Origin of the sequence: Streptomyces sp. NBC_00539, from assembly GCF_036346105.1 — a bacterium.
In the GTDB taxonomy this organism is placed as follows: domain Bacteria; phylum Actinomycetota; class Actinomycetes; order Streptomycetales; family Streptomycetaceae; genus Streptomyces.
The window spans coordinates 510,953-537,449 of record NZ_CP107811.1 but is presented as its reverse complement, the minus strand read 5'-3'; the positions used below and the strand labels follow the sequence as shown (position 1 = coordinate 537,449).

Below are 26,497 nucleotides of genomic sequence, written 5' to 3'. Positions count from 1 at the left end.
GCGGGAGGCCGCTCGGCGGCCGGGCGGGGAGGCGGCTTCTGCGGCCGGGCGGGGAGGCGCCCGAAGGGGCCGTCCGGCAGGATGGGAGGATGTACGGATGGACATCCTCCGCAGAAACAACGTAACGGTGAGCGGACGCGAGGGCGCCCCCGTGATCATGCTGGCGCACGGCTTCGGCTGCGACCAGAACATGTGGCGGCTGGTCTCGCCGGCGCTGTCGGAGGAATACCGTGTGGTGCGGTTCGACTACGTGGGCTCGGGCCGCTCCGACCTGTCCGCGTGGGACGGGGAACGCTACGCGTCGCTGGAGGGCTACGCCCGCGACGTCGTGGAGATCTGCGACGAGCTCGACCTGCGGGACGTGGCGTTCGTCGGCCACTCGGTCAGCGCCATGATCGGTGTGCTCGCCGCCGCGGCCGCCCCCTCCCGGTTCTCCTCCCTCGTCATGGTCGGTCCCTCCCCCTGCTACATCGACGGCGAGGACTACCGGGGCGGGTTCAGCGCCGACGACATCGAAGAACTGCTCGGCTCCCTGGAATCGAACTACCTGGGCTGGTCCGCGGCGATGGCACCGGTCATCATGGGCAACCCCGACCGCCCCGAACTCGGCGAGGAACTCACCGCCAGCTTCTGCGCCACCGACCCGGACATCGCCCGCGTCTTCGCCCGCACCACGTTCCTCACCGACAGTCGCGACGACCTGCGCAAGGTCACCGTCCCCACGCTCGTTCTGGAGTGCTCCCAGGACGTGATCGCACCGCGCGAGGTGGGCGCCTACGTACACGCCGCCATCGCCGGCAGCCGCCTGGTCACCCTCGACGCCACCGGTCACTGCCCCCAGCTGAGCGCTCCGGAGGCCACGGCCGCCGAGATCCTGGCCTTCGTCCGGTCGTTGCGGTGATGTCCTGCACGGGGCGCAGCGCCGAGCAGCCGGGAGACAGGGCTGCGACCGACGCGGTGTTCACCTCCCTGCTGGAGGACAGTGCGGAGGACCTCTACGAGTCGGCTCCTTGCGGCTACCTCTCCACCCTCCTCGACGGCACCATCGCCAAGATCAACACCACCCTGCTGAGCTGGCTCGGCCGTTCCCGCGAGGAGGTCGTGGGCCGCATGCGCTTCGCCGACCTGCTGACGGTCGGCGGGAAGCTCTACCACGAGACCCACTTCGCGCCGTTGCTGCGCATGCAGGGCCAGGTCAGCGGCATCGCCTTCGAGATCAAGGCGGCCGGCGGCAGCAGGCTGCCGGTCCTGGTCACCTCCACCGTGAAGACCGGCGGCGACGGCCAGCCCCTGCTCATCCGCACCACCGTCTTCGACGCGAGCGAGCGGCGCTCCTACGAGAGGGAGCTGCTGCGCCGGCAGAAGGCCGCGGAGGAAGCCCGCGCCGAGGCGGAAGCGGACCGCAAACGGCTCACGGAGGCACTGGCCGTCCTCCAGCAGAGCCTGCTGCCCGCCACCCTGCCGGACGTCCCGGGCATGGAGGCCGCCTCCCATTACCACACCGCCTCCCTCGACCGGCTCGGCGGTGACTTCTACGACCTGTTCCGGATCGACGGCAGACGCTGGGCGTTCTTCCTCGGAGACGTCTGCGGCAAGGGCCCCCAGGCCGCCGCCGTGACCTCCCTGACCCGGTACACCCTGCGCGCCGCCGCCCTGCACGACCCCGATCCCGTCGCCGCGCTCACCACGCTCAACGCCGTCCTCCACGAGCGGTACACCGGCGGCGATCCCCGCTACTGCACCGCCATCTTCGGGGTACTGGAACCCGTGGGCGACACCGTCACCGTGGAGCTGGCGTCCGGCGGCCATCCGCCGGCGCTCCTGATACGCGCCGACGGAAGGGCGGAGTACCTGTCCACCCCCGGCGGGCTGCTCGTCGGGGTCCTGCCCGAAGCGTCGTTCACACCCGCCCGGACCGTGCTGGAGCCGGGTGACACGCTCCTGCTGTACACCGACGGCCTGACCGAGGCCCGGATCGGAGCGACCCGCGAGCTGTACGGGGACGAGGCGCTGCGCGACTTCGCCGCCGCGCGTCCCGCCGTCGGCCCCCACGGCCTGATCGGTGCCCTGAGGGGCCTGCTCGACAGCTTCGGCGAAGGGCTGGACGACGACACCGCCCTGCTCGCCCTCGGCCTCCCGGCCTCCCCGACACCTTCCGGAGCGACTACCTGACATGAGCCCGTTGACGATCACCGTCCGAGACGCCGACACCGGTCCCGTAGTGCGGGTCACCGGCGACCTCGACTTCGACACCGCGCCGCAACTGCGCCAGGCGGTCGACGCCCTCGCCCTCGCCCCCGGCGACCTCCTCGTCCTGGACCTGGGCGGCCTGGAGTTCTGCGACTCCAGCGGCATCAGCGCCCTGATCACCGCCCACAACCGGACGTCCGCCGCGGAAGCGGCCATGGCGCTCGCCGCCGTACCGGACAACATCACCCGCGTGCTCGGCATCGTCGGCCTCGACCAGGTCTTCGCCCGCCACGACCCGGCCCCGCCGAACGCCCCTTGACGCGCGGGCGGCGAAGGCGGACGCCCGGGCCGGCCGGCTGGTGCCGTCCCGGGAACAGTGCCGTTCCCCGGGGCCCGGTCAATCGATGACGAGGTCCGCCCGGCTGCGCCCCGGCGCGATCAGGCGGGCGTTCGCCTCGTCGGAGCGGGCCACCCAACGGCGGGCGTACGCCTCGTCCTTGCCGTGCCGCACGTGGCGGTCGACCAGCCGCCGGACCCGTGCCGTGTCGTCGGGGGCCAGGAACCACGCCTCGTCCAGCAGGGGGCGGACCTCGGCCCACATCCCCGCGCCGTGCAGCAGGTAGTTCCCCTCGGTGATCACCAGCGGTACGTCGGGCTCCACCCGGATGCTCCCGGCGACGGGCTCCTCCAGGGTGCGGTCGAAAGCCGGCGCGTACACGGCTTCGGCCGTCCGCTCGCGCAGCCGTCGCAGCAGGGCCACGTAGCCGGCCGCGTCGAAGGTGTCGGGCGCGCCCTTGCGTGCGGCGCGGCCCAGCCGCTCCAGCTCGGCCTGGGCGAGGTGGAACCCGTCCATCGGTACGACCACCGCCACCGCGGGACCCAGAGCCCGGGCCAGTCGCGCGGCGAGCGTGGACTTGCCCGCGCCGGGCGCTCCGGCGATGCCCAGGATCCGCCGCCCGCCGGCCGGTAGCCCGTCGGCCGGCAGCTCGCCGGCCGCCCGCCCGCCGGCCCCCCGCTCGCCCGCCGCCGCGAGGCGCCGGGCCCGGGTTTCCAGTTCTGCCGTGTCCATGCTGCCCGCCTCCCCGCGGCCGCTCAGGGCGCCGCTGCGGGCGGCGGGGCCGCGACGCGGCGTACGGACTCCACGACCGCCGCGCGGTGACGGGCCAGCCGCTCCGGTGACCAGCCGGCTTCCGAGTCGCCCGCCGCCGGGCCGCCCACCGCGCCGAACCACGACTGCGACAGTCCCATCACCAGGGTCAGCAGATCGGCGGGGTCCGGCGCGGGGTCGACCAGCCCGGCCCGCTGCGCCTGCTCCACCGCCGCGATCTTGCCCCGGTACGACTCTGCCTCGGTGTCGGCGACCCCGGGGCGCTCCAGCTGCTTCCACGCCACGAGCCGCATCAGGGAGGGCCGCTCCACCAGGTGGTCGAAGACTGCGCCCGCGTACCCGGGAAGGTCCTCGGCGTCGAACGGCACCGTCTCGGAGCCGGTCGCCAGCGCGCGCTGCAGAACGGCGTCGAAGAGCTCCTCCTTGTTGCCGAAGTAGACGTAGATGAGGCGCTTGTTCGCCTGCGCCGCTTCCGCGATCCGGTCGACGCGCGCGCCGGCGATCCCGTACGCCGCGAACTCGGCGAAGGCCGCGTCGAGGAGCCGTGCCCTGGTTGCGCTGGAGTCCCGTGCCATGGCGGCAGCCTAGCAAGTAACTATCCAGTTATTGACATCCTCGGCAGGTGTGCCACAGTATCGAACTATCCAGTTAGTTACTTACTCGGCGGAAGCAGCCGGAGCAGGAGAGAAACACCATGGAGATGCGCACACTGGGCGGCCAGGGCCTCACCGTCGGCGTCGAGGGCCTCGGGCTCATGGGCATGAGCGCGCACTACGGAGCCACCGACGACACCGAGTCCCTCGCCACCATCGACCGGGCCCTGGAGCTGGGCGTCACGCTGCTGGACACCGCTGAGGGATACGGCCCCTTCATCAACGAACAGCTGCTCGGCAAGGCGCTCACCGGTCGCCGGGACGCGGCCGTGGTCGCCACCAAGACCGGCATCGAATTCACCGACCAGGGTGAGTTCCGCGGCCACAACGGCACCCCGGAGTACATCCGCCGTGCCGCCGATCGCTCCCTGCGCCACCTCGGGACCGACCACATCGACCTGTACTACCTGCACCGCGTCGACCCGGCCGTGCCGATCGAGGAGAGCGTCGGCGCGATGGCGGAGCTGGTGGCCGCGGGCAAGGTGCGCCACATCGGCCTCTGCGAGGTGGCGCCCGCCACCATCGCCCGCGCCCACGCCGTCCACCCGCTGGCCGCCGTCCAGACCGAGTACAGCCTCTTCGAGCGCGGCATCGAGCACGACGGCGTCCTGGAGACCCTGCGCGAGCTCGGCATCGGCCTCGTCGCCTACTCCCCGCTGGGCCGGGGCTTCCTCTCCGGCGCCATCACCAGCCCGGACGACTTCGCGGCAGACGACTTCCGCCGCACCGACCCCCGCTTCCAGGGCGAGAACTTCGACCGCAACCTCGCCCTCGTGGCCCAGGTGCGCCGCCTGGCGGCGGAGAAGGGCGTCACCCCCTCGCAGCTCGCCCTGGCCTGGACGCTGCGCCAGGGCGCGGTGCCGATCCCGGGCACCAAGCGGCGCCGCTACCTCGAGGAGAACGTCGCGGCCACCGCCGTGACGATCACCGACGCCGACCTGGCCGCTCTCGACGCCGTCGCCCCGCACGGTGCCGTCTCGGGCGATCGCTACGCCCCGGAGCTGATGGCCGCGCTGAACGGCTGACCGGACAGGGACCTCGGGCGGGGCCCTACGCGGGCGGCCTCCGCCACGCGGGCCGGTCGCACCGCGCGGGCGCCGTCCAGGGGGAGCACCCCTCGCGCTGGGCGCCGCTCGCGCCGTCGGCCCCTCCGGTCACAGCGCGACGGCGGCCCGGCGGCGTCGGCTCTGCGCCCCTTCGCGAACCCCCGGCAACCCGCGCGCCACCAGTGGGCCGACCAGGTGAGGCCGGGCGGCGGCCGCCGCCGGCCGTCGTCACTTCCTGTGCAGGCCCCAGGTGAACTTGTCCCCGCCCTCCCAGCGGACCACCGACGGGTCGTCGAGGTCGGCGTGGGGTATGCCGACGGCCCGGAGCAGGTGGATCACGTCGACCACGTCGTGTGCCCGCCCCGCCACCTCCCCGCAGACCTGCACGATCCGGAACGGCGGGCTTCCCGCCATGACGGGTGACACGACCACGTTCGAATACGACCCGCCGGCCGCGGATTCGGTCATCGTCAGCCTCCTCGCTCTCAGCACCCTGCCCAGCTGGCTCCATGTTCACCCCATGGGTCCCACGTGCCACCCTGGCACCCGCGTACCCCCGCCGCTCAGCGGTATTCGACGGTGAGGGTCGCCCGGCGGCCGGGGCGAGGAAGACGTACGCGGGCGACGTCTGGTCCTGCCGGAACCGCAGCCTGACCTGCGTCGTCCCCGACCGGTCGATCGCCGACAGCCCGGCCGCCGCAAGGTCCGTGGACACCCCGTCGCCCCCGGCGAAGGCGGCGATCCGGGCCGCCTCCGCCGCCGTCGGCTCCGCCGCCCAGTCCCCGGGCTCCACCGCGCAACCGCCGAAGCACCCCCGCCGGACGTCGACGGCCATCACGTTTCCCGGCGGACTCGACCAGGGGGTTCCGGCGCCCCCGACGCGCGTCACCGTCACGTAGGCGCGGACGATCTCCTTCCCGGCCGGGATCCGCGAGGTGTCGAAGGACAGGACGGCGCGGTCGAACCTGCCGTCGGTGCCACGCCCCACCGCCAGCCCGTACGCCCCCTCCAGGGTGCCGACCGCCGCTCCCGAACCGTCGGCGGCCGCTTTGACGTAACCGTCCTGGGAGTCGGTGCTCGCGAGCACCACACTGCTCTGCCCGGGCGGGGTGGTCGGCACGGCGCCGCCGAGCGCCCTGACCATTGCCATGATCGTCTCGATCTGCTCCCCGCCGTGCCGGGCGTACGCCGTGTCTCCCAGGTAGCCCCACCAGTTCCAGCAGCCGTTGGGGTTGTCGAGGGTCGTGGTGGCAACGGCCTGCGGGTACAGCACCAGCAGGTCGTTGGTGTCCGCATACTCGTCCAGGTACGCCGTATCGATGAACCGGCTTCCGAAGCCCTGGTACGAGTAGCCCTGCTTGCAGCCGTGCAGGGCGACCACCAGCCGGCATTTCGCGCCGCCGGCACAGCTCGTCGGCACGTACAGGAAGCCCGCCTCGTCCATCGACACCCGCCGGGCCGACCCGCCCGGGGCGTACGGGTTCTGGTCGAACCGGACCAGGGAGCCGCGGGGCGCGTCACCCGGCGCGGCGACGGAACCCAGCAGATGGCCCAGCAGGTCGTGCTCGGCATCGAGACCGCAGTTGTTGACCCATGGGTTCTGCGTGACGGCGCACGGGTTCGGGCCGAGCGGGCTGATCCAGGCGTGACCGGCCGCCGTGCTCCTGTCGTAGCGCACCCGGGCGCCGAAACGGCCGTAGAAGTCCGCCAGGGCGTCCGCGACCGGCCGCTTCACCGTCGCGTCGCCCGAGCCGCTGAACACGTAGACGGGATCGCCCGCCAGCTGGGACACGGGGTCCGTCAGACCACGGGCCGACCAGTCACGGGTGGTCCGCTCCAGCGCGTCGAGCCGCAGGTCCTGCGCGGTGTCCATACAGGCTCCCAGCGCCCTGTTGAGATCGCCTTGCGCGCAGCCGTACGGACCCGAGGCGAACACCGCGGAGCCGCTGAACGTACCGGAGTACGCGACGTGCAGCTGGGTGGCCATGTAGCCGCCCGAGGAGACGCCCGCGCTGTACACCGCCCCCACGTCGTACCGGGACAGGCCACCGGGCACCGGGACGGGCGGCGCCGCCTGCGCGGGGGCGGCCAGGGACGGCACCAGCGCGGCGGCGATGAGGAGCAGGACAGCCACGGCCTCGCGCAACCGGGCGTGGAACGAAGGACGCATGAACCCTCCAGGGCGGCTCGCTCGCATGGTTTCCCGGAGGTTAGGTGCGCGGCGCAGCTGCGGACATGTGCGCGGCAGCCACAAAGAGCGGCCCGCAGATGGAGGCGGCGGCCGGGCACCCGCAAACTTTTTTCGGAATATCCCGTCGGGGACGTCGAAATCCAGGAGCCTGCTCCTACCTCACCGTGAGAGCGGCCCTCCGACGCGGCGAGGGCCGGCGCACAGGACGAAAGAGGCACGGGACCATGAAGTACATGCTGCTCATGCAGTTCAGCGAGAAGACCGTCGACTTCCCGGGGATCGGCCGGTGGACTCCCGAGGAGCTCCAAGCCCACATCCGCTTCATGAAGGACACCAACCGGGAGCTGGCCGAGGCGGGTGAGCTCGTCGACGCCCAGGGCCTGGCGATGCCCGAGACCGCGCGGATCGTACGGTCGCACGAGGGCGGCGCACCCGTGATCACCGAGGGGCCGTTCCCGGAGACCAAGGAGTTCCTGGCCGGCTGGTGGATCGTGGACTGTGACGGCGACGAGCGTGCCGTCGAGATCGCCGCCCAGGTCTCCGCCGCGCCCGGACCGGGCGGGCGGCCCCTGAACATGCCGATCGAGGTGCGCCAGGTGATGTCGGCGCCGCCGACCGAGCTGTGACCGAGGGCGACCGCACCGTCGAGGACCTGCTGCGCGAACTCGCGCCGCAGGTCGTCGGCGTGCTCACCCGCCGCTACGGCGACTTCGCCACCGCCGAGGACGCGGTGCAGGAGGCTCTGCTGGACGCCGCCCGGCAATGGCCCGGGGAGGGGTTGCCGCGCAATCCGCGGGGCTGGCTGATCCAGGTCGCCGTCCGCCGGATGACCGAGTACGTGCGCAGCGAGGAGGCGCGCCGTCGCCGCGAGGACCTGGTGGCCGCCCGGACGCCGGCCGACCGGCAGGCCGCGCCGCCCGCGGACGCGGAGGACGGGGCGGCCCGCGACGACACCCTCACCCTGCTGTTCCTGTGCTGCCACCCGGCGCTCTCTCCCGCCTCGGCGATCGCGCTCACCCTCCGTTCGGTGGGCGGGCTCACGACGGGGGAGATCGCCCGTGCCTTCATGGTGCCGGAGGCGACCATGGGCCAGCGGATCAGCCGGGCCAAGCAGCGGATCAAGGCCTCCGGGGTGCCGTTCCGGATGCCCGGCGCGGACCAGTGGCCGGCCCGGCTGGACGCGGTGCTGCACGTGCTGTACCTGATCTTCAACGAGGGCTACACCAGCAGCGCCGGGCCCGACCTGCAACGCGCCCCGCTCGCCCGGGAGGCCATCCGCCTGACCCGGGCGGTCCACGCCCTGCTCCCCGACGACGGCGAGGTCACCGGGCTGCTCGCGCTGATGCTCCTCACCGACGCCCGCGGGCCGGCCCGTACGGGGCCCGGAGGCGAACTCGTCCCGCTCGCCGAACAGGACCGCGGCCGCTGGGACGCCGCCGCGATCACCGAGGGCGTCGCGCTGATCACCGCGGCCCTGCCGCGCGGCCCGGTCGGCCCCTACCAGGTGCAGGCGGCCATCGCGGCCGTCCACGACGAAGCCCCCAGCGCACAGGAGACGGACTGGCCGCAGATCCTCGCCCTGTACGGGGTCCTGGAGCGAATGTCCGACAACCCGCTGATCACCTTGAACCGGTCCGTCGCGACCGCGATGGTCGACGGTCCGCGCGCGGGGCTCGCCCTGCTCGCCGCCGCACCCGCCCTGCGGGAGCACCACCGCCTGTACGCGGTACGCGGCCACCTCCACGAGCTGGCCGGGGACCGCGAGGAAGCCGTCGCCGACTACCGGGCCGCCGCGAGGCGGACGGCGAGCCTCCCGGAACGCGACTACCTCAACCTCCGGGCGGCCCGCCTCGCGAGCACTGCGGACGGCGCCCGGCCGCCCGGCGGCGGTCTCACGGGGTCACCAGACGCTGGGCCGGATGGGACGCGGCCATCCGGACCAGATCCGCGGTGAGGAAGTCGAGCCAGGCCACCGCCGTGTAGTAGCGCGGAGGGGCGTCGAGTGAGGAATCCGAGGTCCGGGGCCCGGCGCCCGCGGGGGAACGCCCCGCAGGACCGGCCGAGCTCCGGGGCACGTCATAGCGCTCGGCGGCGGTCCGCAGCCCCTCCGCCACCCACGCCCCGTACTCCCCGACCCGCCGCTCCGCGACCGGCGCCGGCGGCCCCCCGCCCGCCGCACGGACCCGCCGGGAGCCCCACAGGACGTGGTGCCCGGCCATCAGGGCGCTCTGCCAGTCGGCGCCCGGGCCCGCCGGGCGCTGGGCCTCGCCCTGGTACTGCGCGTACGCGGACTCCGTGAGCACCAGCGCCCGCCGGACCTCGGACTCCTCGGGCTCCCCGGCCTCCCCGGCCCCGGCGGGCCCGGGGCCCCCGCTACCGCGGGTGGTGGCCGCGACCTCGGCGGCGGCGGCCCGCAGCAACCGGGCAACGGCCCTGCCCAGCTCGTCATGGGCACCGCGCGGCCACGCCAGCAGACCGCAGGCCAGTCCGATGACGCTCCCGATCAGCACGTCCAGGAACCGGTACTCGGCCAGCCGCCAGTCGGAGGGCGCCAACTGGGCGAACGCCATCGCGACCACGTTCGTGAACATCGCCTGCCCCCACCCGACACCGTGCAGCGGGCCGGTGGCGAAGGCGACGAGCATCAGCGGCGGCAGGATGAACGCGTACGCGGTGCTCGCCGTGCCGGCCAGGGTCAGGACGCCGCCGGCCGCCAGCGCGCCGACGCAGGTGCCGACCAGGGCGCTGCGCACGGTGTGGCGGGTCTGCACGGCAGTGGTGCGGGTCAGGCTGAGCACCGCCAGCATCGCCCAGAAGCCGTGCGGCAGGGTGTCCAGCCCCGCGATCGTCCGGGCCACCGCGAGCGCGAGGGCGATCCGTACGGCGTTCTGGAAGTGCACGGACCTCGGGCCGGCATGGGCTGCCAGCCGGTGCCACCACAGCCGCGGCGCGGACATCCGGGCGTACCAGAAACGCCCGGAACCGCGCCCCTCGGTGGCCGCCCTGCGGCCCCGGACGCAGATGTCCGCCGCCTCGCCCAGCACCAGCGCGGCGTCGGCCACCTCCAGCACGCTCGCCTGCCGGCGCCGGTCGGCGGGTTTCGGGGGGAGGGCGGCCGCGAGCTCGGCGCGCGCCCGCCACAGGACCAGTACGGCCTCGGCGTCCTGTTCCCGGGGGCGGGCGGAGCCGGCGGGCGGGAGGTCCGCCAGGAGCGCGGCGACCTCCCGTCCCGCCCCCTCCACCGCCCGCATCAGGACCAGGCTCTCCGGCAGCGGCGGGACGCCCTCCGCCGCGGCGGGCAGGGCGTGCAGCCGGGCGAGGAGCGTGCGCGCCGCGAGGCCGGTGTGGGCCAGGGCCCGCTCCCGGAGCCCGGGGCCGGCGGGCCGCTCCGCTTCCGGGGACTTGGAGGGCCGCAGTGCCTCGCCGGCGGCCACCGCTTCCCCCGCGGCCGCCCGGGGCAGGGCGTAGGGCGGCGCCGCGAGCGCGGCGGCACACCGGGCCGCGACCCCGGCCGCCTCGGCCGCCCGGTCGCGGTAGGAGCGCACGGGCGGATCGGGCAGCACCCAGGCTTCGGCGAGGATCAGCAGGAGGATCCCGACGACGGCGCCGGCGAGGCGCTCGCCCAGGTCACCGGGGGAGTACGGGGGGAAGCAGGGCAGGATGAGCAGCAACTGCAATCCGGGCGCGGCCCCGGCCTGACGGGGACCGGCGGCCGAGGAGAAGGCCAGGCAGAAGCCGATGACGAGCATGCCGGCCACCGCGACCCAGGTCCGTACGGCCAGCAGGGTACCGAGGGTGACCAGCACGCAGGCCAAGGGCAGCACCCGTACCAGCTGCGCCGCCCGCTGGCGGCCCGTCCCGGGGATCCGGGACAGCACGGCCAGCGAGACGGCGGCGAACAGGGCGTACGTGGCCGGGACCGTGCGGTGCAGGACATAAAGGAAGGTGTAGAAGCCGACGCACGCGGCGAGGGTGACGCGCACGGCCCGGCGGGCCGCGGCCGGCGCGGCGCCGGTGCCGGTGCGCAACTGCGTCAGCGCCCGGGACGCTCCGCGCTCCGCGCCGGCACCTGCCGTATCCGTTCCGGTGTCCGGATCCGTAGGGATGCCCATCTGGTCTCCGCCCGCCGTTCGCGGTCCCCGTTTCAGGGTGCCATCCCCGGGCGCGGACGCCAGCGGGCGCGCCCTCGGGGGTCAGCCCAGGAGGTTGCCGTAGTATCCGCCGATCCGGCTGTAGTAGGCGGGGTCCTCGACGTGCTGGTCCCCGGCGAATTCGGGGGCCGCCTTGATCTGGTCCTTCGTCCGGTCCACGTGGATCGTCCTGTCCTGCGCGTCGACGCGGGTGACCGTGCCCGCGGGGAGCAGGACCTCCCGGCCGAAGATCCACGGTCCGGTGTCCACGACGATGTACGACGAGTCGACCTCGTCGGAATGCTTGCTGACCTTGCCGATCCCGCCGTCCGCCGCCTCGACCTTGTAACCCGTCAGGTCCAGGGCATCCACCCGGCCCGATCCCTCGCGGTAACCCCACACGTTGATGCTCACGGGCAGTTCCTCTCTTCCGGTACCGGGCGGCCGTCGCCCCCTGCGCGGCTCCGGGACGGGGCGCCCCTGCCGCGACCGCCCGCCTTCCCCCAGCGGCGGCCCTCACACGTGTCCGCGATCCCCCGGCACCGCGGGCACCCGTTCGGGGAGGAAGCGGCCGTGATGCCGCCGGTCCCCGCCGGCCCCGGCCGTGGTGCATCCGCTGCCGGGTCGGCCCCGGGTGGTGCTGCGGTTCACGACGCCGGGGGGTGCCGCAGGAGGTACAGGCCCGTGGCGGTGGTCACGAGGATCGCGCACGCGCTGAACGTCAGCCCGGCGCCGACCAGGCCCAGCCACAGGGTCAGGGCGCCGACGCCCACCACGGGCAGCGAGATCCCCGTGTAGGCCACCACGAAGAACGAGGAGGTCGTCGCGCCCCGGTGCGCGGCCGGCGCCGCGTCGCCCACCGCGCTGAGCCCGGCGCGGAAGGCCACGCCCTGCCCCAGACCACCGCCCAGGGCGCCGGCCACCAGCAGGGCCAGGGACTCGGCCCAGAGCGAGGCGGCGACCAGCAGCAGACCGGCCACCAGGATGAGACAGCCCAGCGGCAGCGCCCGCGCCACCGCGATGTGGCCCGCCAGCCACTGGCCCAGCGTCGAGCCGAGGAACACCGAGAAGATCACGAGCCCCACCACCGCGTGGTTGTGCACGCCCAGCGTCTCGGCCAGGAAGCTCGGCGCCAACGAGGTGAACAGGCCCAGCAGCGCGAACCCGGCGAACGCGGCCAGCGCGCACGGGACGAACACGCCGCGGGCGGACGCCGGGACCGACAGGCCCTGGGGCCGCAGCGGCGCCCACCGACGGGCGTCGTCCACCGTCTCGGGCAGCGCGAGCACCACGGCACACGCCACCGCGAGCAGGACCAGGTGGGTGACGAAGGGCAGGGTGAGCGGCGCGGGGGCGTACTCGGCCAGTACTCCCGCGAGCAGCAGGCCACAGCCCAGCCCGCCCATGTTGGCGGCGGTCGCGACGAGACCGGCCCGCGCCTTGTGCTCCGGCGGAGCCAGCTCCAGCACCGCGACCGTACCCACCCCGCTGAGCAGCCCGGCCGAGAACCCGGACAGCACCCGGCCGGCGAACAGCAGTGGCAGGCCCCCCTCCAGCAGGAAGCAGAGCGCGCTCAGGGCCCCCAGGCCGAGCGCGTAGAGCAGGACCGGGCGGCGCCCCGCGACGTCGGAGTAGCCCCCCGCCACCAGGAGGGTGAAGATCACGCCGACCGCGTAGGCGGCGAAGACCAGCGTCACCGTCAGGTCCGAGAACCCCAGCTCCTGCCGGTACAGCCCGTACAGCGGGGTGGGCAGCGTCGTGCCGGCCATACCGATGGCGAACACCGCCCCGGCGCCCGCGTATCCGAGCCGGCTCGGGCGGCGGGTACGGGAGGGGGCGCTGGTGCGTGTCATGGACAACACCCTAGGCGCGGGGGCGCCCGCCGCCTCCCGGAGCCGCTACCGCTGACCTCGGGTGCCGGCGGGTTCGGGGAGCGCGCCGCGCAGCTCGTGGAGCAGGCGGCTGGCGTCGGTGAGGAGCGCGCCGCACAGCGTCCGTACCGGGGCGGGTACACCGGTGTCCTGCTGGGCCGCGTACTCCAGGTCCTCGTGGAGGGTCAGCCCCTCGTCGACGAGGGCGTCGAGTTCCCGCCGGTCGGTCCGGGCGGGCCGGCCGACCTCCTCCATGGCCGCGGCGACGGTGTCCAGGAGGGCGCCGTAGCCGGACAGGAACCGGGGCGGCACACGGGCGTAGTGGCCGCTGTCGACGGAGGAGGACAGGCTCCGCAGCAGCGAGTGCAGGTGCGCGGCGCTGCGGCCGGCCGCAGCGCCGGCCTCCTGGGCGCGCGGCAGGACCTCCCCGTCCCGGCCGTCGGCCCGGCGGGGATTGAGGCGGCTGTTCTCGGCTTCGGCGTCGACCGACGCCTGGACGTGCGGCGCGTCCGCCGCCACCCGGTCGCAGGCGCGCCGCCACCGCCCGACCTGCTCCCCGGTCGGGCCGTCGCCCTCCCCGGCGGCCGCCGCCAGCTCGGTGACCACGTGCCGCAGCCTCCCGTACAGGTCGGCCACCGCCTGCTGGCGGTGGCGTACGTGCCGGGCCGGCGCGAGCAGCAGGTGCGCCGACAGTCCGCAGAGCGCGCCGAGCGCGACCGAACCGGCGAGGTGGCCGATGTAGTCGATGCGGCCGTGGCCGGAGGTGAAGGCGAAGAAGCCGACGACGGCGACCTGGAGCCCCTGGGAGCCGAGATGCCGTACGCGCCCGATCATGAGCGCGAGGAGGGCGAGCAGGCCGAAGGACCAGGCGTGGATGCCCAGTTGGGTCGCGAGCCCGGCGGCCAGGGCCGCGCCGAGCACCATCGCCCCGAGGTAGCGGACGCATTCGCGCACCGAACGGTAGAGCGTGGCCTGGAGGGCGAGGATCGCGGTGAACGGCGCGAACGTCGTGACCGTCGGCGGCAGGAGGCGGTGTGCCAGCGCCCAGGCGGCCATCGCCGCCACCACCGTCTTCGCCTGCCGGATCAAGTCGTCACGTTCGGCGCCCGGCGATCCGACGCCTCTGCGCACGTACGCGGCGGCCTCGCGTGCCGCCGCGTACATCCGGCGTGCCGGACCATGGGTCACGGCCATACGGGCATCACCTCCACAGCTTCCTCGGGGCGGGACCGGCCGCTTGTGCCCGCAATGCCCCGCCGCATGCGAACGGGCACCGGGCGCCGCCAAGCGCCTTGTACCGCCGGGGACTTGAGACGTACCTGGTCACATCCGGCGGAGGTGGAGGGCAGTCCACGGGGTACACGGAAGGCATGGAGACCTCTTCGCGTACCTCCGAGCAGCCGGTCACCCCGCAGCGCCGGGGCAGGATGCCGTGGTGGGCACTGGTGGCCGGGGGACTGGCCCTGCTCGTGGCGTTGTTCGTGGTCGCGGGTCGTTTCAGCCTGCTCCCGGGCCTCGGCGGGCTGTTCGGCGAGGACACCCGGGACCGCTCCGGTCCCGCACTGCTCAAGTCGATCCAGGACATGCACCGCTACGAGGGCGCGGTCGGCAACTTCCAGGTGGTGGTCGACCTGGAGAAGGACGCGGCCTTCCTGCCGGACGCGATCCGCGGGACCCGCACGCTGTACGTCGGCGCGGGCGCGGTCAGCGGATACGTCGAACTGGGCGGCCTCGGAGAGAAGAGCGTCACGGTGAACGACGACCGGACCGAAGCCTCGATCCGGCTTCCGCACGCGACCCTCGGCCCGGCCGCCCTCGACCCCGACCGCTCCTACGCCGTGTCGAAGCAGCGCGGCCTGCTGGACCGGCTCGGCGACTTCTTCTCCGACAACCCGGCCGGTGAACAGGCCGTACAGCGCCTGGCCGTCCAGCACATCACCGAGGCGGCCCGCGACAGCGGCCTCGCCGCCCGCGCGGAGCAGAACACCACGGCGATGCTGGAGGGCCTGCTGCGCTCGCTCGGCTTCCGCAAGGTGAGCGTCAGCTACGGGTGACCCGCGGTCTCGGGCGGCGCCGTCCGGAGTGGGACCGGGCCCGCCTGGGCAGGGGGGCGGTGACGCACACGGGCGAAAGGACGGGTCATGGCGGGAGCGCTGGTCGCAGGAGGATGGGGACTGTTCGCCGGAGCCGCACTGCTGGTGGGCGCGGCGGTGGGATCACTGTTCCGGGTCCCCGCCCAGTGGATCGCGCTGATCATGGCCTTCGGCAGCGGGGTACTGATTTCCGCCGTGTCCTTCGACTTGATGGCCGAGGCGTACGAACAGGGCGGCGTCGTGCCCACGGCCTGCGGGGCCGTGGCGGGTGCGGCCGCATACTCCCTGGCCAACGTGCTGCTCGCCCGGCACGGAGCCCGGCACCGCAAACGGTCGGGCGGCCGCCAGCCGTCGGAGGAGGAACAGCCGGGCTCGGGCAATGCGATCGCCCTGGGCGCGCTGCTCGACGGCATCCCGGAGTCGGTGGTGATCGGCACCAGCCTGCTCGGCGGAGGCAGCGTGGGGCTGGCCACGGTCGCGGCCGTCTTCATCAGCAACGTCCCCGAAGGCATGGCCAGCGCGGCCGGCATGAAGCGGGCGGGACGCAGCCGGACCTACGTCTTCACGCTGTGGGCGGTCATCACGGTGATCTCCGGCCTCGCGGCACTGGCCGGATACACGCTCCTCGGCGGTGCGTCCCCGAGCGTCTTGGCGGCGATCACCGCGGTGGCCGCAGGGGCCATCCTCGCCATGATCGCGGACACCATGATCCCTGAGGCGTTCGAGCAGGCGCACCTCCTCACCGGGCTCACCACGGTGCTGGGGTTCCTGATCGCCTTCGTCGTGTCCCACGCCTGACGGCCGTCCGAGGGCCGCGCGCGGCCGAACGGCCCGACCGGGCTCCGGTGCGGACGAGGGCGTGGCCCGGAGCGGACTCCGGGCCACGCACGTGCTCGGACCGTCAGCGCCAGTCGATGCCCGCCCACTCGCAGCCGCCCGCGAAGCCCGGGTTGCCGTGGTTGACGCCGCCCGCCAGGTAGCAGGCGCCGTGGTGCGCCGAACCGCCGTTGTGGTCGTCGTCTCCGTGGGCGAGCGCTGTGGCGGCGCCCCCGAGGACCATGGTGGCGGCGAGGGCGACGGTGGTGACTGCGGCGCGAATGCGCATGGCTACTCCTTGAGTAGGGAGGGGTTGGTGTGCTCATCAGAAATCACCCCTGCCGCTGCCCCGGAAACACGCCCTGCGTCGGATGGGCGAGCGGGCCACGGGGGTGGGCGCCGATCCGGTTGCGCGAGCCCGAACTGCCGTGCGCGGACCCGGCTGCCGAAGTCCCGGGCCACGGGTGTCCGTGGCCGCACGGGGCCCCGTGACCGCCGCAGCGGGAAGGGCGACATGCCGCCGTTCGGCCCAATGTCACCGACGGGCGAGCCGCTCCACCTGTTGGAGGGAGCGCCCGGCGGTTGGACGCCCGCGCGCTGGGTAGCCGCCGCATGCCGGGCTCGGGCCGAGCCGGGCGCGACGACCTGAGGAGCTGCGAATGGCGGAGCTGGACCTGGATCCGTTCACCGACGTGATCGACGGCCCCATGTACGTGGTCACGACCGCGGCGGACGAAGAGCAGGCGGGCTGCCTCGTCGGCTTCGCCTCGCAGTGCTCGATCGACCCCGCGCGCTACATGGTGTGGCTGTCCAAGGCCAACCACACCTTCGGTGTCGCCCGCCGGGCCACCCACCTCACCGTGCACGTCCTGCGGCGCGAGCAGCGCGAGCTGGCCAGGTGGTTCGGCAGTGAGACCGGCGACCGCGTGGACAAATTCGAGCGGGTCTCCTGGCGCCCGAGCGAGGCCGGCACCCCGGTGCTCGCGGAAGCCTGCGCGTGGTTCGTCGGGCGGATCGAGGAGCGCGTCCCGGGCGGTGACCACGTCGGTTTCCTCCTGGCCCCGACCGAGCAGTCCCCGCCGGTCCAGGGAGCGCCCGCGCTGCTGCGGTTCAGCGACGTGAAGGACTTCGAGCCGGGCCATCCGGCCTGATCGCAGGTTCCTCTCAGCGGCGGTCCTGCGGCGGACCGAGTACGGCCGTGCAGTCCTGCCACGCCTGCGGGCCGAGCAGCGGACGGAGCCGGGTGAAGAAGGCCAGGAGGTCGGCGCCCGACCTCTCGCGGAAGCCCGCGTCGACACGGGCGATGTCCAGCTCGTTGGCGGCCGAGAGCTCCGCGAAGTCCCGGCGCAGGCGGAGCGTGGGGACGAAGGTGCGGCCGGTGAACCGGTCCCGGAACGCCGCGTCGGCGTCGGCGAGCGCCGGGTAGGAGAAGCCGCGGTCACAGCTCGCGTAGAGGTACACGACGGACTCGGCCTCGGCGCCGATCAGTGCCGTGAGCCGGGAGCGCTCCGCGAGGGGCAGCGCAGCGGTGGCGAACCCGTCCGTGCCGTAGAACGCGTGGCACAGCCCGGCGAGTTGCAGCGCGGGCCGGGCCCGCCAGTGTTCCAGCTGCTGCTGGACCCGTTGCAGGTGCGCGCCGAGGGTGCCGCCGGGATGAGGGGCGGCCGAGACCCCGAGGTCGTCCAGGAGGCGCAGGACGGCGCAGACGAGGGCGGCGGGAAGCGGCATCTGCACCACACCTCAGGTCATCGGGTGTCGTCGGACGGCCAGGGATCGCCCTGGACGCGTGCGCGAAGGTGCTCGTCGTGCCACCCGTCGGCGTGGAGCAGGGCGCTGCGCATCACGCCCTCCAACGGGAAACCCGCCCTCGTCGCGACCCTGCACGACGCCGGGTTGGCAACGGAATGCGTGATCCGCAGGCGGTGCAGGCCCAGTTCGTCCACGGCCCAGCGGCTGATCCGGACCGTCGCGTCGACCATGACCCCGTGTCCCCGCCCGTCCGGCAGCAGCCAGTACAGGAACTCGGCGCCGCCGGCCCGCAGATCCATGTCGGCCAGCCCGATCAGCCCCACGGGCCGGCCCTCCTCGGAGCGGCAGACCGCCCAGATCGCGGCTTCTTCGGCCTGCCAGCCCTGTCGCCAGCGCGCGATCTTCCCGACCGCCGCGTCCGGCGTGAGGTCCACGGGCCGGTTCCACTGCCGGACCTCGGGGTCGCGGCAGGAGGCCACGAGGACGTCGGCGTCGGCGGGCCGCCACGGACGCAACACGAAGCCACTCGCGAGGCGGAAGGAGGGCTGCCCGCCGCCACTCATCCGGCCGGCCGGAACCACGGGGGCTATCGGAGCGATCATCAGAGCATCATGCCGAAGTGCGGCGACGGCCACCACCCCGCCGCGCGGCCAGGCAGAAGCCCCGGCCTCCTCGCGGAGGCCGGGGCGGTTCGCCGCGCGTGCCGACTGCGCGCCGGGCCGGTGGGCGCAGCAGTTGGCTGGCCGGGCCGGTCGTGGTGTTCGTGCGGACGCCCACGGCCGGCCCGCTCGCCGGTGCCAGGGGCAGGTCAGCTGTTGGCGGACAGGTTCCCGGACAGGACGGGGATGTTGTCCAGGATGTGCGACAGCGACTCGTCGCCCTTGGCCTGGGTGGAGTTCTCGGTGCACTGCTGGTTCTGCGGGTTGGACAGGACGTTGATGTCCTGGACACCGATGTTGGCGATGACCGCCACCAGGGACTGGGCGTTGACCTTGGCCGGCAGGCCGATGCAGGGCTTGTTCAGCGTGCCCTGGACCAGGCTCAGCTGCGGGCTCATGGCGCCCTCGGTCTTCTGGTTGCCGTAGATCTGCGCGGCGCCGTTGCCGTTGACGGTGTTGACCCCGTTGTCGTTGCCGATGGCCATGGCCGGGGCGGCGACGGCAGCGCCCGCGCCGATCGCGGCGGCGGTGGCTGCTGCGGTGATCATCATGTTCTTCAGCATTCTCGCGCGTTCCTTAGCTTGAGCGGAAAAGTGCCCCCTGGCGGGGAAGTCGCCCTGCCTAACGCGGGAGTGCCCGCCGATGTGGCGGCATGTCACCCGATCGCGCGTGCACCGGCTCCGCAAAAGGAGTTCGGCCCGGCACGGGCACCGGCTTAGGGTGATGTGATGGTTGAGGTTCGGGAGATGCGGGAAGCCGACGTCGACGCCGTCTCGGCGGTCCGCGTGAGGGGCTGGCAGTCCGCGTACGCCGGGATCGTCCCCCAGGGGTACCTGGACGCGATGACGGTCGAGGGCGATGCGCGACGGCGCCGGGCGTGGTTCGCCGATCCGCTGCGGAAGTCGACGGAACTCGTCGCCCTCGACGCCGACGGCGCGCTCGTGGGCTGGATCAGCTCCGGTCCGTACCGGGGGTCCGCCGAGGCCCGGACCGGGGAGGTCTACGCCCTCTACGTCCGGCCCGACCGCATCGGCAGGGGAGTCGGCCGCGCCCTGCTCGGTGTGGTCCACGCGCGTATGGCGGCGCAGCGGTTCGAGGCCCTGGCCCTGTGGGTCCTCGATGACAACCGTCAGGCCAGGGGTTTCTACGAACGTGCCGGCTACCGGCCCGACGGCGCGACCCAGGAGGACGACTACGGCGACGTCGCGCTCACCGAGCTCCGCTACCGACGTCCGCTGGACCGGTGACCTTCCGAGGACGTCCGGCGTCGTCCGAGGTGGCACACGGCGTGGTAATCGGCCCTGTTCTGTGCCGTCCACCCCCGTGCGGCGGCGTGCACCACGGGTTGTACTGTGCGCCGGGTGGCTTTCCGATCTTCCTTCTCCGTACTGCGGCACAAGCCGTTCCGTTTATTCGTCCTGGCGCGGATCATCTCGGTGAGCGGCTCGGCCATGGCGCCCGTCGCATTGGCTTTCGCGGTGCTCGGGTTCGACGGCCGGCCGGCTTCGCTCGCGATCGTGCTGGCCGGCAATACCGTTCCACAGCTGATCATGCTGCTCCTGGGAGGCGTGATCGCCGACCGGTTGTCGAAGCGGCGCGTCATCGTGTTCGGAAACCTCCTGCCGGCCCTCACGCAGGCGGGAATTGCCCTGCTCGTGGCTTCGGGAACGGCCGATGTGACACGGGTCGCCGTGTTCGCCGCCCTCGCCGGCGGCGCCTCGGCGCTCACGCAGCCCGCGATGAACAGTCTTCTCCCCGACCTCGTCGGAGCGGGTGAGGTCCAGGAAGCGAACGCCCTCATGCGGCTTCCGGTCAATGCGGTGAAAATCGTCGCGCCGGCGCTCGGCGGCCTGCTCGTCGCCCTGGTGGGACCGGAATGGACATTGGCCTGGGACGCCGCCAGTTTCGCCATCGCGGCGGCTCTGGTGAGCCGCCTCGCCATTTCCGCACCGGAAAAGCGGCAAACCTCGGTTCTACGGGATTTCAGGCAAGGATGGAGCGAATTCTCGGGCCGGCCCTGGCTCTGGTCGTACGTCCTCTCCGGAACCGTCGTCGTCGCACTGTGGCTCGGCGGCTACCAGCTCCTGGGGCCCGTGGTGACCCATGACCGGGATCTGGGCGCGGCCACGTGGGGGACCGTCCAGGGAGCCTTCGCCGTCGGCCTGTTCGGCGGAGGGTTCATATCCCTCAAGTGGAAACCCTCCCGGATCATGGTCGCGTGCGTCTGCGCGAACCTGCCGCTGGCACTCCCGCTGCTCGCCCTCGCCGCCGATGCCCCGCTCGTCGTCCTCGCGGCCGGCGTGGCGCTGGCCGGCGCCGCCCTCGACGTCGCCGTCGTCTGCTGGCACACCGCCCTGCAGGAGCAGTTGCCCCCGCAGGTGCTGGGCCGGGTGAGTGCGCTCAGCTCGACCGGTGAACTCATGGCCGTACCGCTCGGCTACCTCGCCGTGGGCGCCACGGCCACCTCCCTCGGGCCGACGTCCGTCCTCCTCGCCAGCGCCGCCGTGATGACGCTGGCCACCGTCGTCCTCCTCCTCGCCCCGAGCATATGGGCGGTACGGCGGCGGGCCCCGCAGGTGCCCGACCCCGTGGCGGCGTGACGGCTCAGCAGGGGTTCGTCGCGAACAGCTCCAGGTGGCCGCACTTGCGGCAACGCCAGGCGTCGATCTGGCGGCGAGGGCGGCCCATCAGCTTCGCCCCGCCGAACAGCCCCCGTTCCAGTGGCCCCGCGATCCACCGGGTGTACCCGGGAGCGGACTGCCCGGCGTCCTCGGCGAACCCCGGTTCGAGGTCGTCGGCACCGCAGAAAGTGCACCGCATCTGAGTCATCAGGCGAGTGTACGGACAGCGTTGCCGGCCCCGGCCGCCGGGCGGACCGCCCGCCGCGGGGCCTTTCTTAGCGGGACGTTAGATCTGCGCGCCGTCGCTTGTCCCCGTGCACCGGCCGACGCATGCTCTGGTCACTTCCCCACCGTCGGGGTCGTTCTCCTTCGCCTTCTCCCCTCGGGGACTTCCGTCTGGAGCCGCCATGTCTTCGTCCGCCGTCCTGCCCCCGGCGCCGCCCGGGGACGTCCGCAAGAAGCGCCGCCTCGCTCTCGTCGGCGGGTCCCTCGGCAACCTCGTGGAGTGGTACGACTGGTTCGTCTACGCCAGCTTCGCCATCTACTTCGCCGACTCGTTCTTCCCCGGCGACAACCCGACCACCCAGCTGATGAACACGGCGGGGATCTTCGCGGTCGGCTTCCTGATGCGCCCCGTCGGCGGCTGGATCCTCGGCCGTGCCGCCGACCGGCACGGTCGCAAGAGCGCGCTCACCCTCACCGTCGCCATGATGTCCGGGGCCGCCCTGCTCATCGCCGTCGCCCCGACGTACGGGCAGGCCGGCTACGCGGGCGCCCTCGTCCTGCTCCTCGCCCGCCTGTTGCAGGGGATGAGCATCGGCGGGGAGTACGCGGCCAGCGCCACGTACCTCACCGAGGCGTCGGCGCGCGACCGGCGGGGCCTCGGCTCCTCCTTCCAGTACGTGTCGATGACCTGCGGCCAGCTCCTGGGCCTCGGCATCCTCATCACCCTCCAGCACACGCTCACCACCGCCCAGCTCCACGACTGGGGCTGGCGCGTCCCGTTCGTCTTCGGAGCCCTGTTCGCGGTGGTCGTCTTCTGGCTGCGCCGGAGGCTCCAGGAAACCGACGCCTTCCGGGAGGAGTCGGCGGGCGCGGACGGACACGACGACAGCGCACGCGGCACGCTCAAGGCCCTGTGGCAGTACAAACGGCAGGCCGGCCTGGTCATGGCGCTCACGCTCGGCGGAACCGTGGCCTACTACACGTACACCACCTACCTGACCAAGTACCTGGTCGGCAGCGCCGGCATGGAGAAGACGACCGCCACCCTGGTCAGCTTCACCGCCCTGGCCCTCTTCGCCGTGCTCCAGCCCTTCGCCGGGATGCTGTCCGACCGGATCGGCCGCCGCCCGCTGCTGATCACGTTCGCCGTGGGCTGCACCGTCGGCACGTACCCGATCATGACCGCCCTCGGGTCCGCGTCCTCGTACTGGTCCGCGCTCGGGCTGTCCCTGCTGGCCCTGGTCATCGTCACCGGCTACACCTCCATCAACGCGGCCGTGAAGGCGGAGCTGTTCCCGACCCGGGTGCGCGCCCTGGGCGTGGCACTGCCCTACGCGATCGCCAACGCCCTCTTCGGCGGCACGGCCGAGTACGTGGCGCTGTGGTTCAAGGACAGTGGCCACGAGAAGATGTTCTTCTGGTACGTCTCCGGCTGTGCGCTCGTCTCCCTCGTCACCTACGTCCTGATGCCCGACACCCGCAACGCCGCGCTCAGCCGCGCGGAGGTGGAGGCCGACGGCCGGGTGCGGCAGCTCACGTAAGCTGCTGCACCGGTTCAACCGGTCGGGCGCGGGCTCGACCCCCGGTCCGTGCGCGACGAGGAGGACTGCCGGTGCACGCCCTTCTCGTCGAGGACGACGACCGCATGGCCCAGGCCCTCGGCACCGCACTCGCCCAGCGGGGGCACACGGTCCGCCGGGCGGCCCGGGCCCTGGACGCGCTGCGGTACGTACACGAAGCCGACTTCGTCCTGCTCGACCTCGGCCTGCCCGACCTGGACGGCCTGGAGCTCCTGCGGCGCCTGCGAACCGTCTGCGACGCGCCGTTGATCGTCGTGACCGCGCGTTGCGACGAGCGCGACATCGTGCAAGGGCTGCGGGCCGGCGCCGACGACTACGTCGTCAAGCCGTTCCGGATGGCCGAGTTGATCGCCCGCATAGACACCGTGCGCCGCAGGACGGGTTCCCCCTCGGGCCGTTCTGCGGCTCCTTCCGGCGCAGGCGGCCGGCCGGTGCGCACCGGAGACGTCGAGGTCGACCTGGCGGGCCGCACGGTCACGGTGGCAGGCCGCCACATCAGGCTCACCCGCCGGGAGTTCGACGTTTTGGCCTTCCTGGCCGCCCGCCCGGCCGAAGTGCACTCCCGCGAGGAGATCCTCGACCGGATCTGGGGGGACGCCTTCCTCGGCGCCTCACGCTCGCTGGACGTCCACGTCGCCGGAATCCGCGCCAAGACGGGCCGCTCCGCGCTCGTGCGCACCGTCCGAGGCTTCGGCTACCAACTCGGTTCCCCCGCCGCCGGTGACGAAGGGGACGGCGGGCGATGAGACGCCGGCTCCTCGCCGTGCTGATGGTGCTCATGGGCGCCGCCGCACTGCTGCTCTGCGTCCCGCTGGCCGACGCGTACGCGCGAGGACGGACCGAGCACCTGCTCCTGCAACGGCGCTCGGAGGCGGTGCGGTTCGCCGACCTCGCCGACCGGATGCGCACCGGCGCCGACCGGTCGGAGCTGTCCGCCGAGATCAGCCGCTACGCGCAGCTGTACGGCGCCGGGGTGGTCGTCGTGGACACGGCGGGAGGGACGCTCGCACGGTCGGGACCCGCTTCCCCGGCGTCCACCGAGACGGCGGACGCCCGCCGCCGGGCCCTCACCGGCCGTTCCACCGACCGGCTGCCCACCCTTCGCCCGTGGGGCCCGGTGCGCGTCGTCGTCGCCGAGCCGGTGGGCCGCGACGAGCGGGTCAGCGGGGCGGTCCTGCTGTCCGTACCCACCGCGGCGGCCCGCCGGGACGTGACGGTCCGCTGGTCGCTGATCGCCGCCGGGGCGCTCGCCGCCTTCGCGGCGGCCGCCCTCGTCGCGGCGGGAACCGCGCGCTGGCTGATGCGCCCCGTCCTCGACCTGGACCGGGCGGTGGAAGGGCTCACCGCCGGACGCCTCCAGGCGCGGGCCGTCTCCTACACCGGACCGCCCGAACTGCGCCGCCTGCGACAGCACTTCAACACCATGGCGCAGGCCATGGCCGACGCCATCGGCCGTCAGCGGGACTTCGTCGCCGACGCCTCCCACCAGCTGCGCAACCCGCTCGCCACGCTGGTGCTCCAACTGGAGAACGTCGAGCCGCACATCGCCCCCGGCCCGGGCCGCGCCGAACACGCCCGCGCGCTGGACGAGGCGGAACGGCTGGAGGAACTGCTCGACGGTCTGCTCGCCATGGCGCGGGTGGAGTCGGGCACCGCCGAGCTGCGCGACCAGGACGTGTCCCAGGCCGTGCGGGAGCGGGTCACGGCCTGGACCCCCGTGTTCCGCGCCGCCGGCCTGGAGCTGACCGCGTCCGGCATTGCCGGGAACCTGCGGGCCACGGCCCTGCCCGACGCTACGGGCCGCATCCTGGATGCCCTCCTCGACAACGCGGTCAAGTTCGTCCCTCCCGACGGCCGCGTGGCCGTGTGCGCCGCGCGCGACGCGGACGACGGGCAGGTCGTCGTCCGGGTCACGGACGACGGCCCGGGAGTCCCGCCCGACCAACTCGACGTGCTGCTGCGGCGCTTCGGCCGCGCGCCCGAGCACCAGAACGTCCCCGGCACCGGTCTGGGGCTGGCCATCGCCGACGAGATCGCCCGCATCAGCGGCGGCCGCCTCGCCGTCACCGCGCACACGCCCCGCGGCCTGGCCTTCGAGCTGCGGCTCCCGCCCGCGCAGGCCCCGTCCTGACCCCGCTCAGCCGTACACGGACCGGTAGTACGCGACCGCACCCCCGTGCAGCGGTACGCGGCCGGTCGAGATGGCGAACCGGGGCTCGAGCCGGGCCCCCGCCGTCACCTCCCGCAGCAGGTCACCCCACCGGTCGAACACCACCGTCAGCAGTTCGAGGGCGGCCGGCTCCGGTACGTCGGCACGGGCCAGGAGGTAGTTGGCGACCCCGAGGGTACCCACGGGCTCGGCGAGACCGTACGCCCCGGCCGGGATGGTCACCGCCGTGTACACGGGGCCGTAGCGCTCCCGGAGCGGGGCCACGTACCCGTCCAGCGGTACGAACCGCAGGCCGAGCTCGCGCGACAGCGCCGTCAGTGCCGGGGTGGGCACGCCCCCCGACCAGAACAGCGCGTCGACCCCGCCCTCGCGCAGTGCCCGCGCCGAATCGGCGAGGCCCAGCTGCCGCTCGCGTGCGGGGGAGGGGTCGTCGCCCAGCCCCGCTTCGCGCAGGACCCGGCCCGCCACGACCTGCACGCCCGAACCGGGGGCGCCCGCCGCGACCGGACGTCCCGCCAGGTCCCGCACCGACCGGACCGGCCCGTCCGCCCGGGCGAGCAGGTGGGTGTAGTTCACGTAGACACGCGCCAGCGCCGTCACCGAGGCCGGGCGGGTGAACGGCTCGCGCCCCAGCGCCGCGTCCTCGGCCACGTCCGCCATGGCCAGCGCCAGATCGACGGAGCCGGCGTCGAGCTCGTGCAGGTTGTCCACGCTCGCCGAGGTGCTCACGGGAACGATCCGCAGGCGGCTGCCGCTCGCACCGACGGCCTGCGCGAGGGCTTCGCCGAACGCGTTGTACGGACCCCCCTCGGGCCCCGTCGCGAGCAGCAGCCGCCGCGCCGGACCGGAGTCCCGGGAGCATCCCGCGCAGGCGCCCGCCACGGCGGAGGCGAGGGCGCCGAGCCCGGCTCCCCACACCTGTCGACGCTTCAACTGTGCGCTGCTCACGTCAAGAGCGTAGCCAGCGGGCGGAAGGCCGACACGCGCCGAGGACCTCGAAACACGGCTTCCAGGGGTCCAGTATCGGAAGCGGAGTCTTCCCCGACAGCCACGGAGCGAGCAATGTCCCTCTATCCCGACCAGTTGACCGAACCGGCGGTGCGGGCCTTCGTCACCGCGCTGAACGCCGGGGACCGGCAGGCGTTCGCCGAGACCCTGACCCCGGGCGCCACGATGTCGGACGACGGCAACGACCGCGAACTCGCCGACTGGACGGAGCGGGAGATCTTCTCCTCCGGAGGCCACATGGACGTCGAGACGCAGACCCATGACGGCCTCGGCCTGGTGGCGGAGTTCCGCAACGACACCTGGGGCACCATGCGCACGGCGTGGCGCTTCACCGTGGAGGGCGGCAAAGTGGCCCGCTTCGAGACCGGGCAGGCCTGACGGCTCCCC

The 26,497-nt window shown here is 73.5% G+C and carries 28 protein-coding genes; 15 read left to right on the top strand and 13 right to left on the bottom strand.

Annotation, left to right across the window (positions count from 1 at the left end; translation table 11 throughout):
* Positions 1 to 97 precede the first annotated feature (97 nt).
* The 3 genes from OG861_RS02530 to OG861_RS02520 are packed head-to-tail and all read left to right on the top strand — an operon-like array spanning position 98 to position 2,509.
* Positions 98 to 901 carry an alpha/beta fold hydrolase gene (locus tag OG861_RS02530; protein ID WP_330261118.1) on the top strand — a complete coding sequence of 268 codons (804 nt, stop codon included), beginning with the start codon at positions 98 to 100 and terminating at the stop codon, positions 899 to 901.
* On the top strand, positions 901 to 2,172 hold the full coding sequence (locus OG861_RS02525; protein ID WP_330261117.1) for a PP2C family protein-serine/threonine phosphatase: 1,272 nt from the start codon (positions 901 to 903) through the stop codon (positions 2,170 to 2,172). Before OG861_RS02530 ends, OG861_RS02525 begins: the two co-directional genes overlap by 1 nt.
* 1 nt (position 2,173) lies before the next feature.
* A complete protein-coding gene (locus OG861_RS02520) occupies positions 2,174 to 2,509 on the top strand; it encodes an STAS domain-containing protein (RefSeq protein WP_330261116.1) in 336 nt (111 codons plus the stop codon).
* Positions 2,510 to 2,587: 78 nt separating this feature from the next.
* On the opposite strand, the gene OG861_RS02515 is transcribed toward OG861_RS02520, so the two are convergent.
* Entirely contained in the window at positions 2,588 to 3,259 is a 672-nt protein-coding gene (locus OG861_RS02515) for a nucleoside/nucleotide kinase family protein (protein WP_330261115.1), read from the bottom strand.
* Positions 3,260 to 3,282: 23 nt separating this feature from the next.
* Positions 3,283 to 3,873, bottom strand: a complete 591-nt coding sequence (locus OG861_RS02510; protein WP_329200966.1) for a TetR/AcrR family transcriptional regulator — start codon at positions 3,871 to 3,873, stop codon at positions 3,283 to 3,285.
* Between the two features lie 119 nt (positions 3,874 to 3,992).
* Between OG861_RS02510 and OG861_RS02505 the strand changes: the two genes are divergently transcribed.
* Entirely contained in the window at positions 3,993 to 4,976 is a 984-nt protein-coding gene (locus OG861_RS02505) for an aldo/keto reductase (protein WP_329200968.1), read from the top strand.
* Positions 4,977 to 5,001: 25 nt separating this feature from the next.
* On the opposite strand, the gene OG861_RS02500 is transcribed toward OG861_RS02505, so the two are convergent.
* The gene (locus tag OG861_RS02500) at positions 5,002 to 7,167 is read right to left on the bottom strand and encodes an extracellular catalytic domain type 2 short-chain-length polyhydroxyalkanoate depolymerase (protein ID WP_330261114.1); all 2,166 of its coding nucleotides are present in this window, start codon (positions 7,165 to 7,167) and stop codon (positions 5,002 to 5,004) included.
* 245 nt (positions 7,168 to 7,412) lie between these two features.
* Here OG861_RS02500 and OG861_RS02495 point away from each other — a divergent pair, with 245 nt between their 5' ends.
* Both OG861_RS02495 and OG861_RS02490 read left to right on the top strand, forming a co-directional pair.
* Entirely contained in the window at positions 7,413 to 7,814 is a 402-nt protein-coding gene (locus OG861_RS02495) for a YciI family protein (RefSeq protein ID WP_330261113.1), read from the top strand.
* Entirely contained in the window at positions 7,811 to 9,142 is a 1,332-nt protein-coding gene (locus OG861_RS02490) for an RNA polymerase sigma factor (protein WP_329200976.1), read from the top strand. The genes OG861_RS02495 and OG861_RS02490 overlap by 4 nt, the downstream gene beginning before the upstream one ends.
* Here the strand turns inward: OG861_RS02490 and OG861_RS02485 are convergent.
* The 4 genes from OG861_RS02485 to OG861_RS02470 all read right to left on the bottom strand — a co-directional run bounded on the left by OG861_RS02485 (position 9,081) and on the right by OG861_RS02470 (position 14,383).
* The gene (locus OG861_RS02485; RefSeq protein WP_330261112.1) at positions 9,081 to 11,300 is read right to left on the bottom strand and encodes an FUSC family protein; all 2,220 of its coding nucleotides are present in this window, start codon (positions 11,298 to 11,300) and stop codon (positions 9,081 to 9,083) included. The genes OG861_RS02490 and OG861_RS02485 overlap by 62 nt on opposite strands.
* Positions 11,301 to 11,381: 81 nt before the next feature.
* Positions 11,382 to 11,732, bottom strand: a complete 351-nt coding sequence (locus OG861_RS02480) for a PRC-barrel domain-containing protein (RefSeq protein WP_330261111.1) — start codon at positions 11,730 to 11,732, stop codon at positions 11,382 to 11,384.
* A gap of 233 nt (positions 11,733 to 11,965) precedes the next feature.
* Complete coding sequence (locus OG861_RS02475; RefSeq protein ID WP_330261110.1) at positions 11,966 to 13,171, bottom strand: MFS transporter; 1,206 nt, start codon at positions 13,169 to 13,171, stop codon at positions 11,966 to 11,968.
* 45 nt (positions 13,172 to 13,216) lie between these two features.
* Positions 13,217 to 14,383 carry an aromatic acid exporter family protein gene (locus OG861_RS02470; RefSeq protein WP_330261109.1) on the bottom strand — a complete coding sequence of 389 codons (1,167 nt, stop codon included), beginning with the start codon at positions 14,381 to 14,383 and terminating at the stop codon, positions 13,217 to 13,219.
* A 176-nt stretch (positions 14,384 to 14,559) separates the two neighbouring features.
* Here OG861_RS02470 and OG861_RS02465 point away from each other — a divergent pair, with 176 nt between their 5' ends.
* A complete protein-coding gene (locus OG861_RS02465) occupies positions 14,560 to 15,243 on the top strand; it encodes a DUF4230 domain-containing protein (RefSeq protein ID WP_330261108.1) in 684 nt (227 codons plus the stop codon).
* 87 nt (positions 15,244 to 15,330) lie between these two features.
* A complete protein-coding gene (locus tag OG861_RS02460; RefSeq protein ID WP_330261107.1) occupies positions 15,331 to 16,080 on the top strand; it encodes a ZIP family metal transporter in 750 nt (249 codons plus the stop codon).
* 103 nt (positions 16,081 to 16,183) lie between these two features.
* Here OG861_RS02460 and OG861_RS02455 read toward each other — a convergent pair whose 3' ends face one another.
* Entirely contained in the window at positions 16,184 to 16,387 is a 204-nt protein-coding gene (locus OG861_RS02455) for a hypothetical protein (protein ID WP_329200987.1), read from the bottom strand.
* Between the two features lie 370 nt (positions 16,388 to 16,757).
* Here OG861_RS02455 and OG861_RS02450 point away from each other — a divergent pair, with 370 nt between their 5' ends.
* Positions 16,758 to 17,249, top strand: coding sequence for a flavin reductase family protein (locus OG861_RS02450; protein ID WP_329200989.1), 492 nt, complete (start codon positions 16,758 to 16,760; stop codon positions 17,247 to 17,249).
* Positions 17,250 to 17,262: 13 nt separating this feature from the next.
* On the opposite strand, the gene OG861_RS02445 is transcribed toward OG861_RS02450, so the two are convergent.
* From OG861_RS02445 to OG861_RS02435, 3 genes are all read right to left on the bottom strand, one after another.
* Positions 17,263 to 17,826 carry a DUF6817 domain-containing protein gene (locus OG861_RS02445; RefSeq protein WP_330261106.1) on the bottom strand — a complete coding sequence of 188 codons (564 nt, stop codon included), beginning with the start codon at positions 17,824 to 17,826 and terminating at the stop codon, positions 17,263 to 17,265.
* A gap of 17 nt (positions 17,827 to 17,843) precedes the next feature.
* A complete protein-coding gene (locus OG861_RS02440; protein ID WP_330261105.1) occupies positions 17,844 to 18,449 on the bottom strand; it encodes a GNAT family N-acetyltransferase in 606 nt (201 codons plus the stop codon).
* A gap of 206 nt (positions 18,450 to 18,655) precedes the next feature.
* Complete coding sequence (locus OG861_RS02435) at positions 18,656 to 19,069, bottom strand: rodlin (protein WP_330261104.1); 414 nt, start codon at positions 19,067 to 19,069, stop codon at positions 18,656 to 18,658.
* Positions 19,070 to 19,234: 165 nt separating this feature from the next.
* On the opposite strand from OG861_RS02435, the gene OG861_RS02430 reads away from it, so the two are divergent.
* Positions 19,235 to 19,753, top strand: a complete 519-nt coding sequence (locus OG861_RS02430; RefSeq protein ID WP_329200999.1) for a GNAT family N-acetyltransferase — start codon at positions 19,235 to 19,237, stop codon at positions 19,751 to 19,753.
* A gap of 114 nt (positions 19,754 to 19,867) precedes the next feature.
* Positions 19,868 to 21,106 (top strand): MFS transporter, encoded by a 1,239-nt coding sequence (locus tag OG861_RS02425; RefSeq protein WP_330261103.1) that lies wholly within the window; start codon positions 19,868 to 19,870, stop codon positions 21,104 to 21,106.
* 4 nt (positions 21,107 to 21,110) lie between these two features.
* Here the strand turns inward: OG861_RS02425 and OG861_RS02420 are convergent, their stop codons facing one another.
* On the bottom strand, positions 21,111 to 21,335 hold the full coding sequence (locus OG861_RS02420) for a hypothetical protein (RefSeq protein WP_329201003.1): 225 nt from the start codon (positions 21,333 to 21,335) through the stop codon (positions 21,111 to 21,113).
* Positions 21,336 to 21,534: 199 nt separating this feature from the next.
* On the opposite strand from OG861_RS02420, the gene OG861_RS02415 reads away from it, so the two are divergent.
* The 3 genes from OG861_RS02415 (at position 21,535) to OG861_RS02405 (ending at position 25,063) form a co-directional block, all read left to right on the top strand.
* Complete coding sequence (locus OG861_RS02415; protein ID WP_329201005.1) at positions 21,535 to 22,893, top strand: MFS transporter; 1,359 nt, start codon at positions 21,535 to 21,537, stop codon at positions 22,891 to 22,893.
* Between the two features lie 71 nt (positions 22,894 to 22,964).
* On the top strand, positions 22,965 to 23,678 hold the full coding sequence (locus OG861_RS02410; RefSeq protein WP_330261102.1) for a response regulator transcription factor: 714 nt from the start codon (positions 22,965 to 22,967) through the stop codon (positions 23,676 to 23,678).
* The gene (locus tag OG861_RS02405; protein ID WP_329201009.1) at positions 23,675 to 25,063 is read left to right on the top strand and encodes a HAMP domain-containing sensor histidine kinase; all 1,389 of its coding nucleotides are present in this window, start codon (positions 23,675 to 23,677) and stop codon (positions 25,061 to 25,063) included. The genes OG861_RS02410 and OG861_RS02405 overlap by 4 nt, the downstream gene beginning before the upstream one ends.
* 6 nt (positions 25,064 to 25,069) lie before the next feature.
* Here OG861_RS02405 and OG861_RS02400 read toward each other — a convergent pair whose 3' ends face one another.
* On the bottom strand, positions 25,070 to 26,050 hold the full coding sequence (locus OG861_RS02400; protein ID WP_329201011.1) for a TAXI family TRAP transporter solute-binding subunit: 981 nt from the start codon (positions 26,048 to 26,050) through the stop codon (positions 25,070 to 25,072).
* Positions 26,051 to 26,164: 114 nt separating this feature from the next.
* Here OG861_RS02400 and OG861_RS02395 point away from each other — a divergent pair, with 114 nt between their 5' ends.
* Positions 26,165 to 26,488, top strand: a complete 324-nt coding sequence (locus OG861_RS02395) for a nuclear transport factor 2 family protein (RefSeq protein WP_329201014.1) — start codon at positions 26,165 to 26,167, stop codon at positions 26,486 to 26,488.
* Positions 26,489 to 26,497 lie beyond the last annotated feature (9 nt).

Bases quoted from the DNA above. Each gene is read 5' to 3' on its own strand.
- OG861_RS02530 (WP_330261118.1), top strand. From the start codon at position 98: ATGGACATCCTCCGCAGAAACAACGTAACGGTGAGCGGACGCGAGGGC.
- OG861_RS02525 (WP_330261117.1), top strand. From the start codon at position 901: ATGTCCTGCACGGGGCGCAGCGCCGAGCAGCCGGGAGACAGGGCTGCG.
- OG861_RS02520 (WP_330261116.1), top strand. From the start codon at position 2,174: ATGAGCCCGTTGACGATCACCGTCCGAGACGCCGACACCGGTCCCGTA.
- OG861_RS02515 (WP_330261115.1), bottom strand. From the start codon at position 3,259: ATGGACACGGCAGAACTGGAAACCCGGGCCCGGCGCCTCGCGGCGGCG.
- OG861_RS02510 (WP_329200966.1), bottom strand. From the start codon at position 3,873: ATGGCACGGGACTCCAGCGCAACCAGGGCACGGCTCCTCGACGCGGCC.
- OG861_RS02505 (WP_329200968.1), top strand. From the start codon at position 3,993: ATGGAGATGCGCACACTGGGCGGCCAGGGCCTCACCGTCGGCGTCGAG.
- OG861_RS02500 (WP_330261114.1), bottom strand. From the start codon at position 7,167: ATGCGTCCTTCGTTCCACGCCCGGTTGCGCGAGGCCGTGGCTGTCCTG.
- OG861_RS02495 (WP_330261113.1), top strand. From the start codon at position 7,413: ATGAAGTACATGCTGCTCATGCAGTTCAGCGAGAAGACCGTCGACTTC.
- OG861_RS02485 (WP_330261112.1), bottom strand. From the start codon at position 11,300: ATGGGCATCCCTACGGATCCGGACACCGGAACGGATACGGCAGGTGCC.
- OG861_RS02475 (WP_330261110.1), bottom strand. From the start codon at position 13,171: ATGACACGCACCAGCGCCCCCTCCCGTACCCGCCGCCCGAGCCGGCTC.
- OG861_RS02470 (WP_330261109.1), bottom strand. From the start codon at position 14,383: ATGGCCGTGACCCATGGTCCGGCACGCCGGATGTACGCGGCGGCACGC.
- OG861_RS02465 (WP_330261108.1), top strand. From the start codon at position 14,560: ATGGAGACCTCTTCGCGTACCTCCGAGCAGCCGGTCACCCCGCAGCGC.
- OG861_RS02460 (WP_330261107.1), top strand. From the start codon at position 15,331: ATGGCGGGAGCGCTGGTCGCAGGAGGATGGGGACTGTTCGCCGGAGCC.
- OG861_RS02455 (WP_329200987.1), bottom strand. From the start codon at position 16,387: ATGCGCATTCGCGCCGCAGTCACCACCGTCGCCCTCGCCGCCACCATG.
- OG861_RS02450 (WP_329200989.1), top strand. From the start codon at position 16,758: ATGGCGGAGCTGGACCTGGATCCGTTCACCGACGTGATCGACGGCCCC.
- OG861_RS02445 (WP_330261106.1), bottom strand. From the start codon at position 17,826: ATGCCGCTTCCCGCCGCCCTCGTCTGCGCCGTCCTGCGCCTCCTGGAC.
- OG861_RS02440 (WP_330261105.1), bottom strand. From the start codon at position 18,449: ATGATCGCTCCGATAGCCCCCGTGGTTCCGGCCGGCCGGATGAGTGGC.
- OG861_RS02435 (WP_330261104.1), bottom strand. From the start codon at position 19,069: ATGCTGAAGAACATGATGATCACCGCAGCAGCCACCGCCGCCGCGATC.
- OG861_RS02430 (WP_329200999.1), top strand. From the start codon at position 19,235: ATGGTTGAGGTTCGGGAGATGCGGGAAGCCGACGTCGACGCCGTCTCG.
- OG861_RS02420 (WP_329201003.1), bottom strand. From the start codon at position 21,335: ATGACTCAGATGCGGTGCACTTTCTGCGGTGCCGACGACCTCGAACCG.
- OG861_RS02415 (WP_329201005.1), top strand. From the start codon at position 21,535: ATGTCTTCGTCCGCCGTCCTGCCCCCGGCGCCGCCCGGGGACGTCCGC.
- OG861_RS02405 (WP_329201009.1), top strand. From the start codon at position 23,675: ATGAGACGCCGGCTCCTCGCCGTGCTGATGGTGCTCATGGGCGCCGCC.
- OG861_RS02395 (WP_329201014.1), top strand. From the start codon at position 26,165: ATGTCCCTCTATCCCGACCAGTTGACCGAACCGGCGGTGCGGGCCTTC.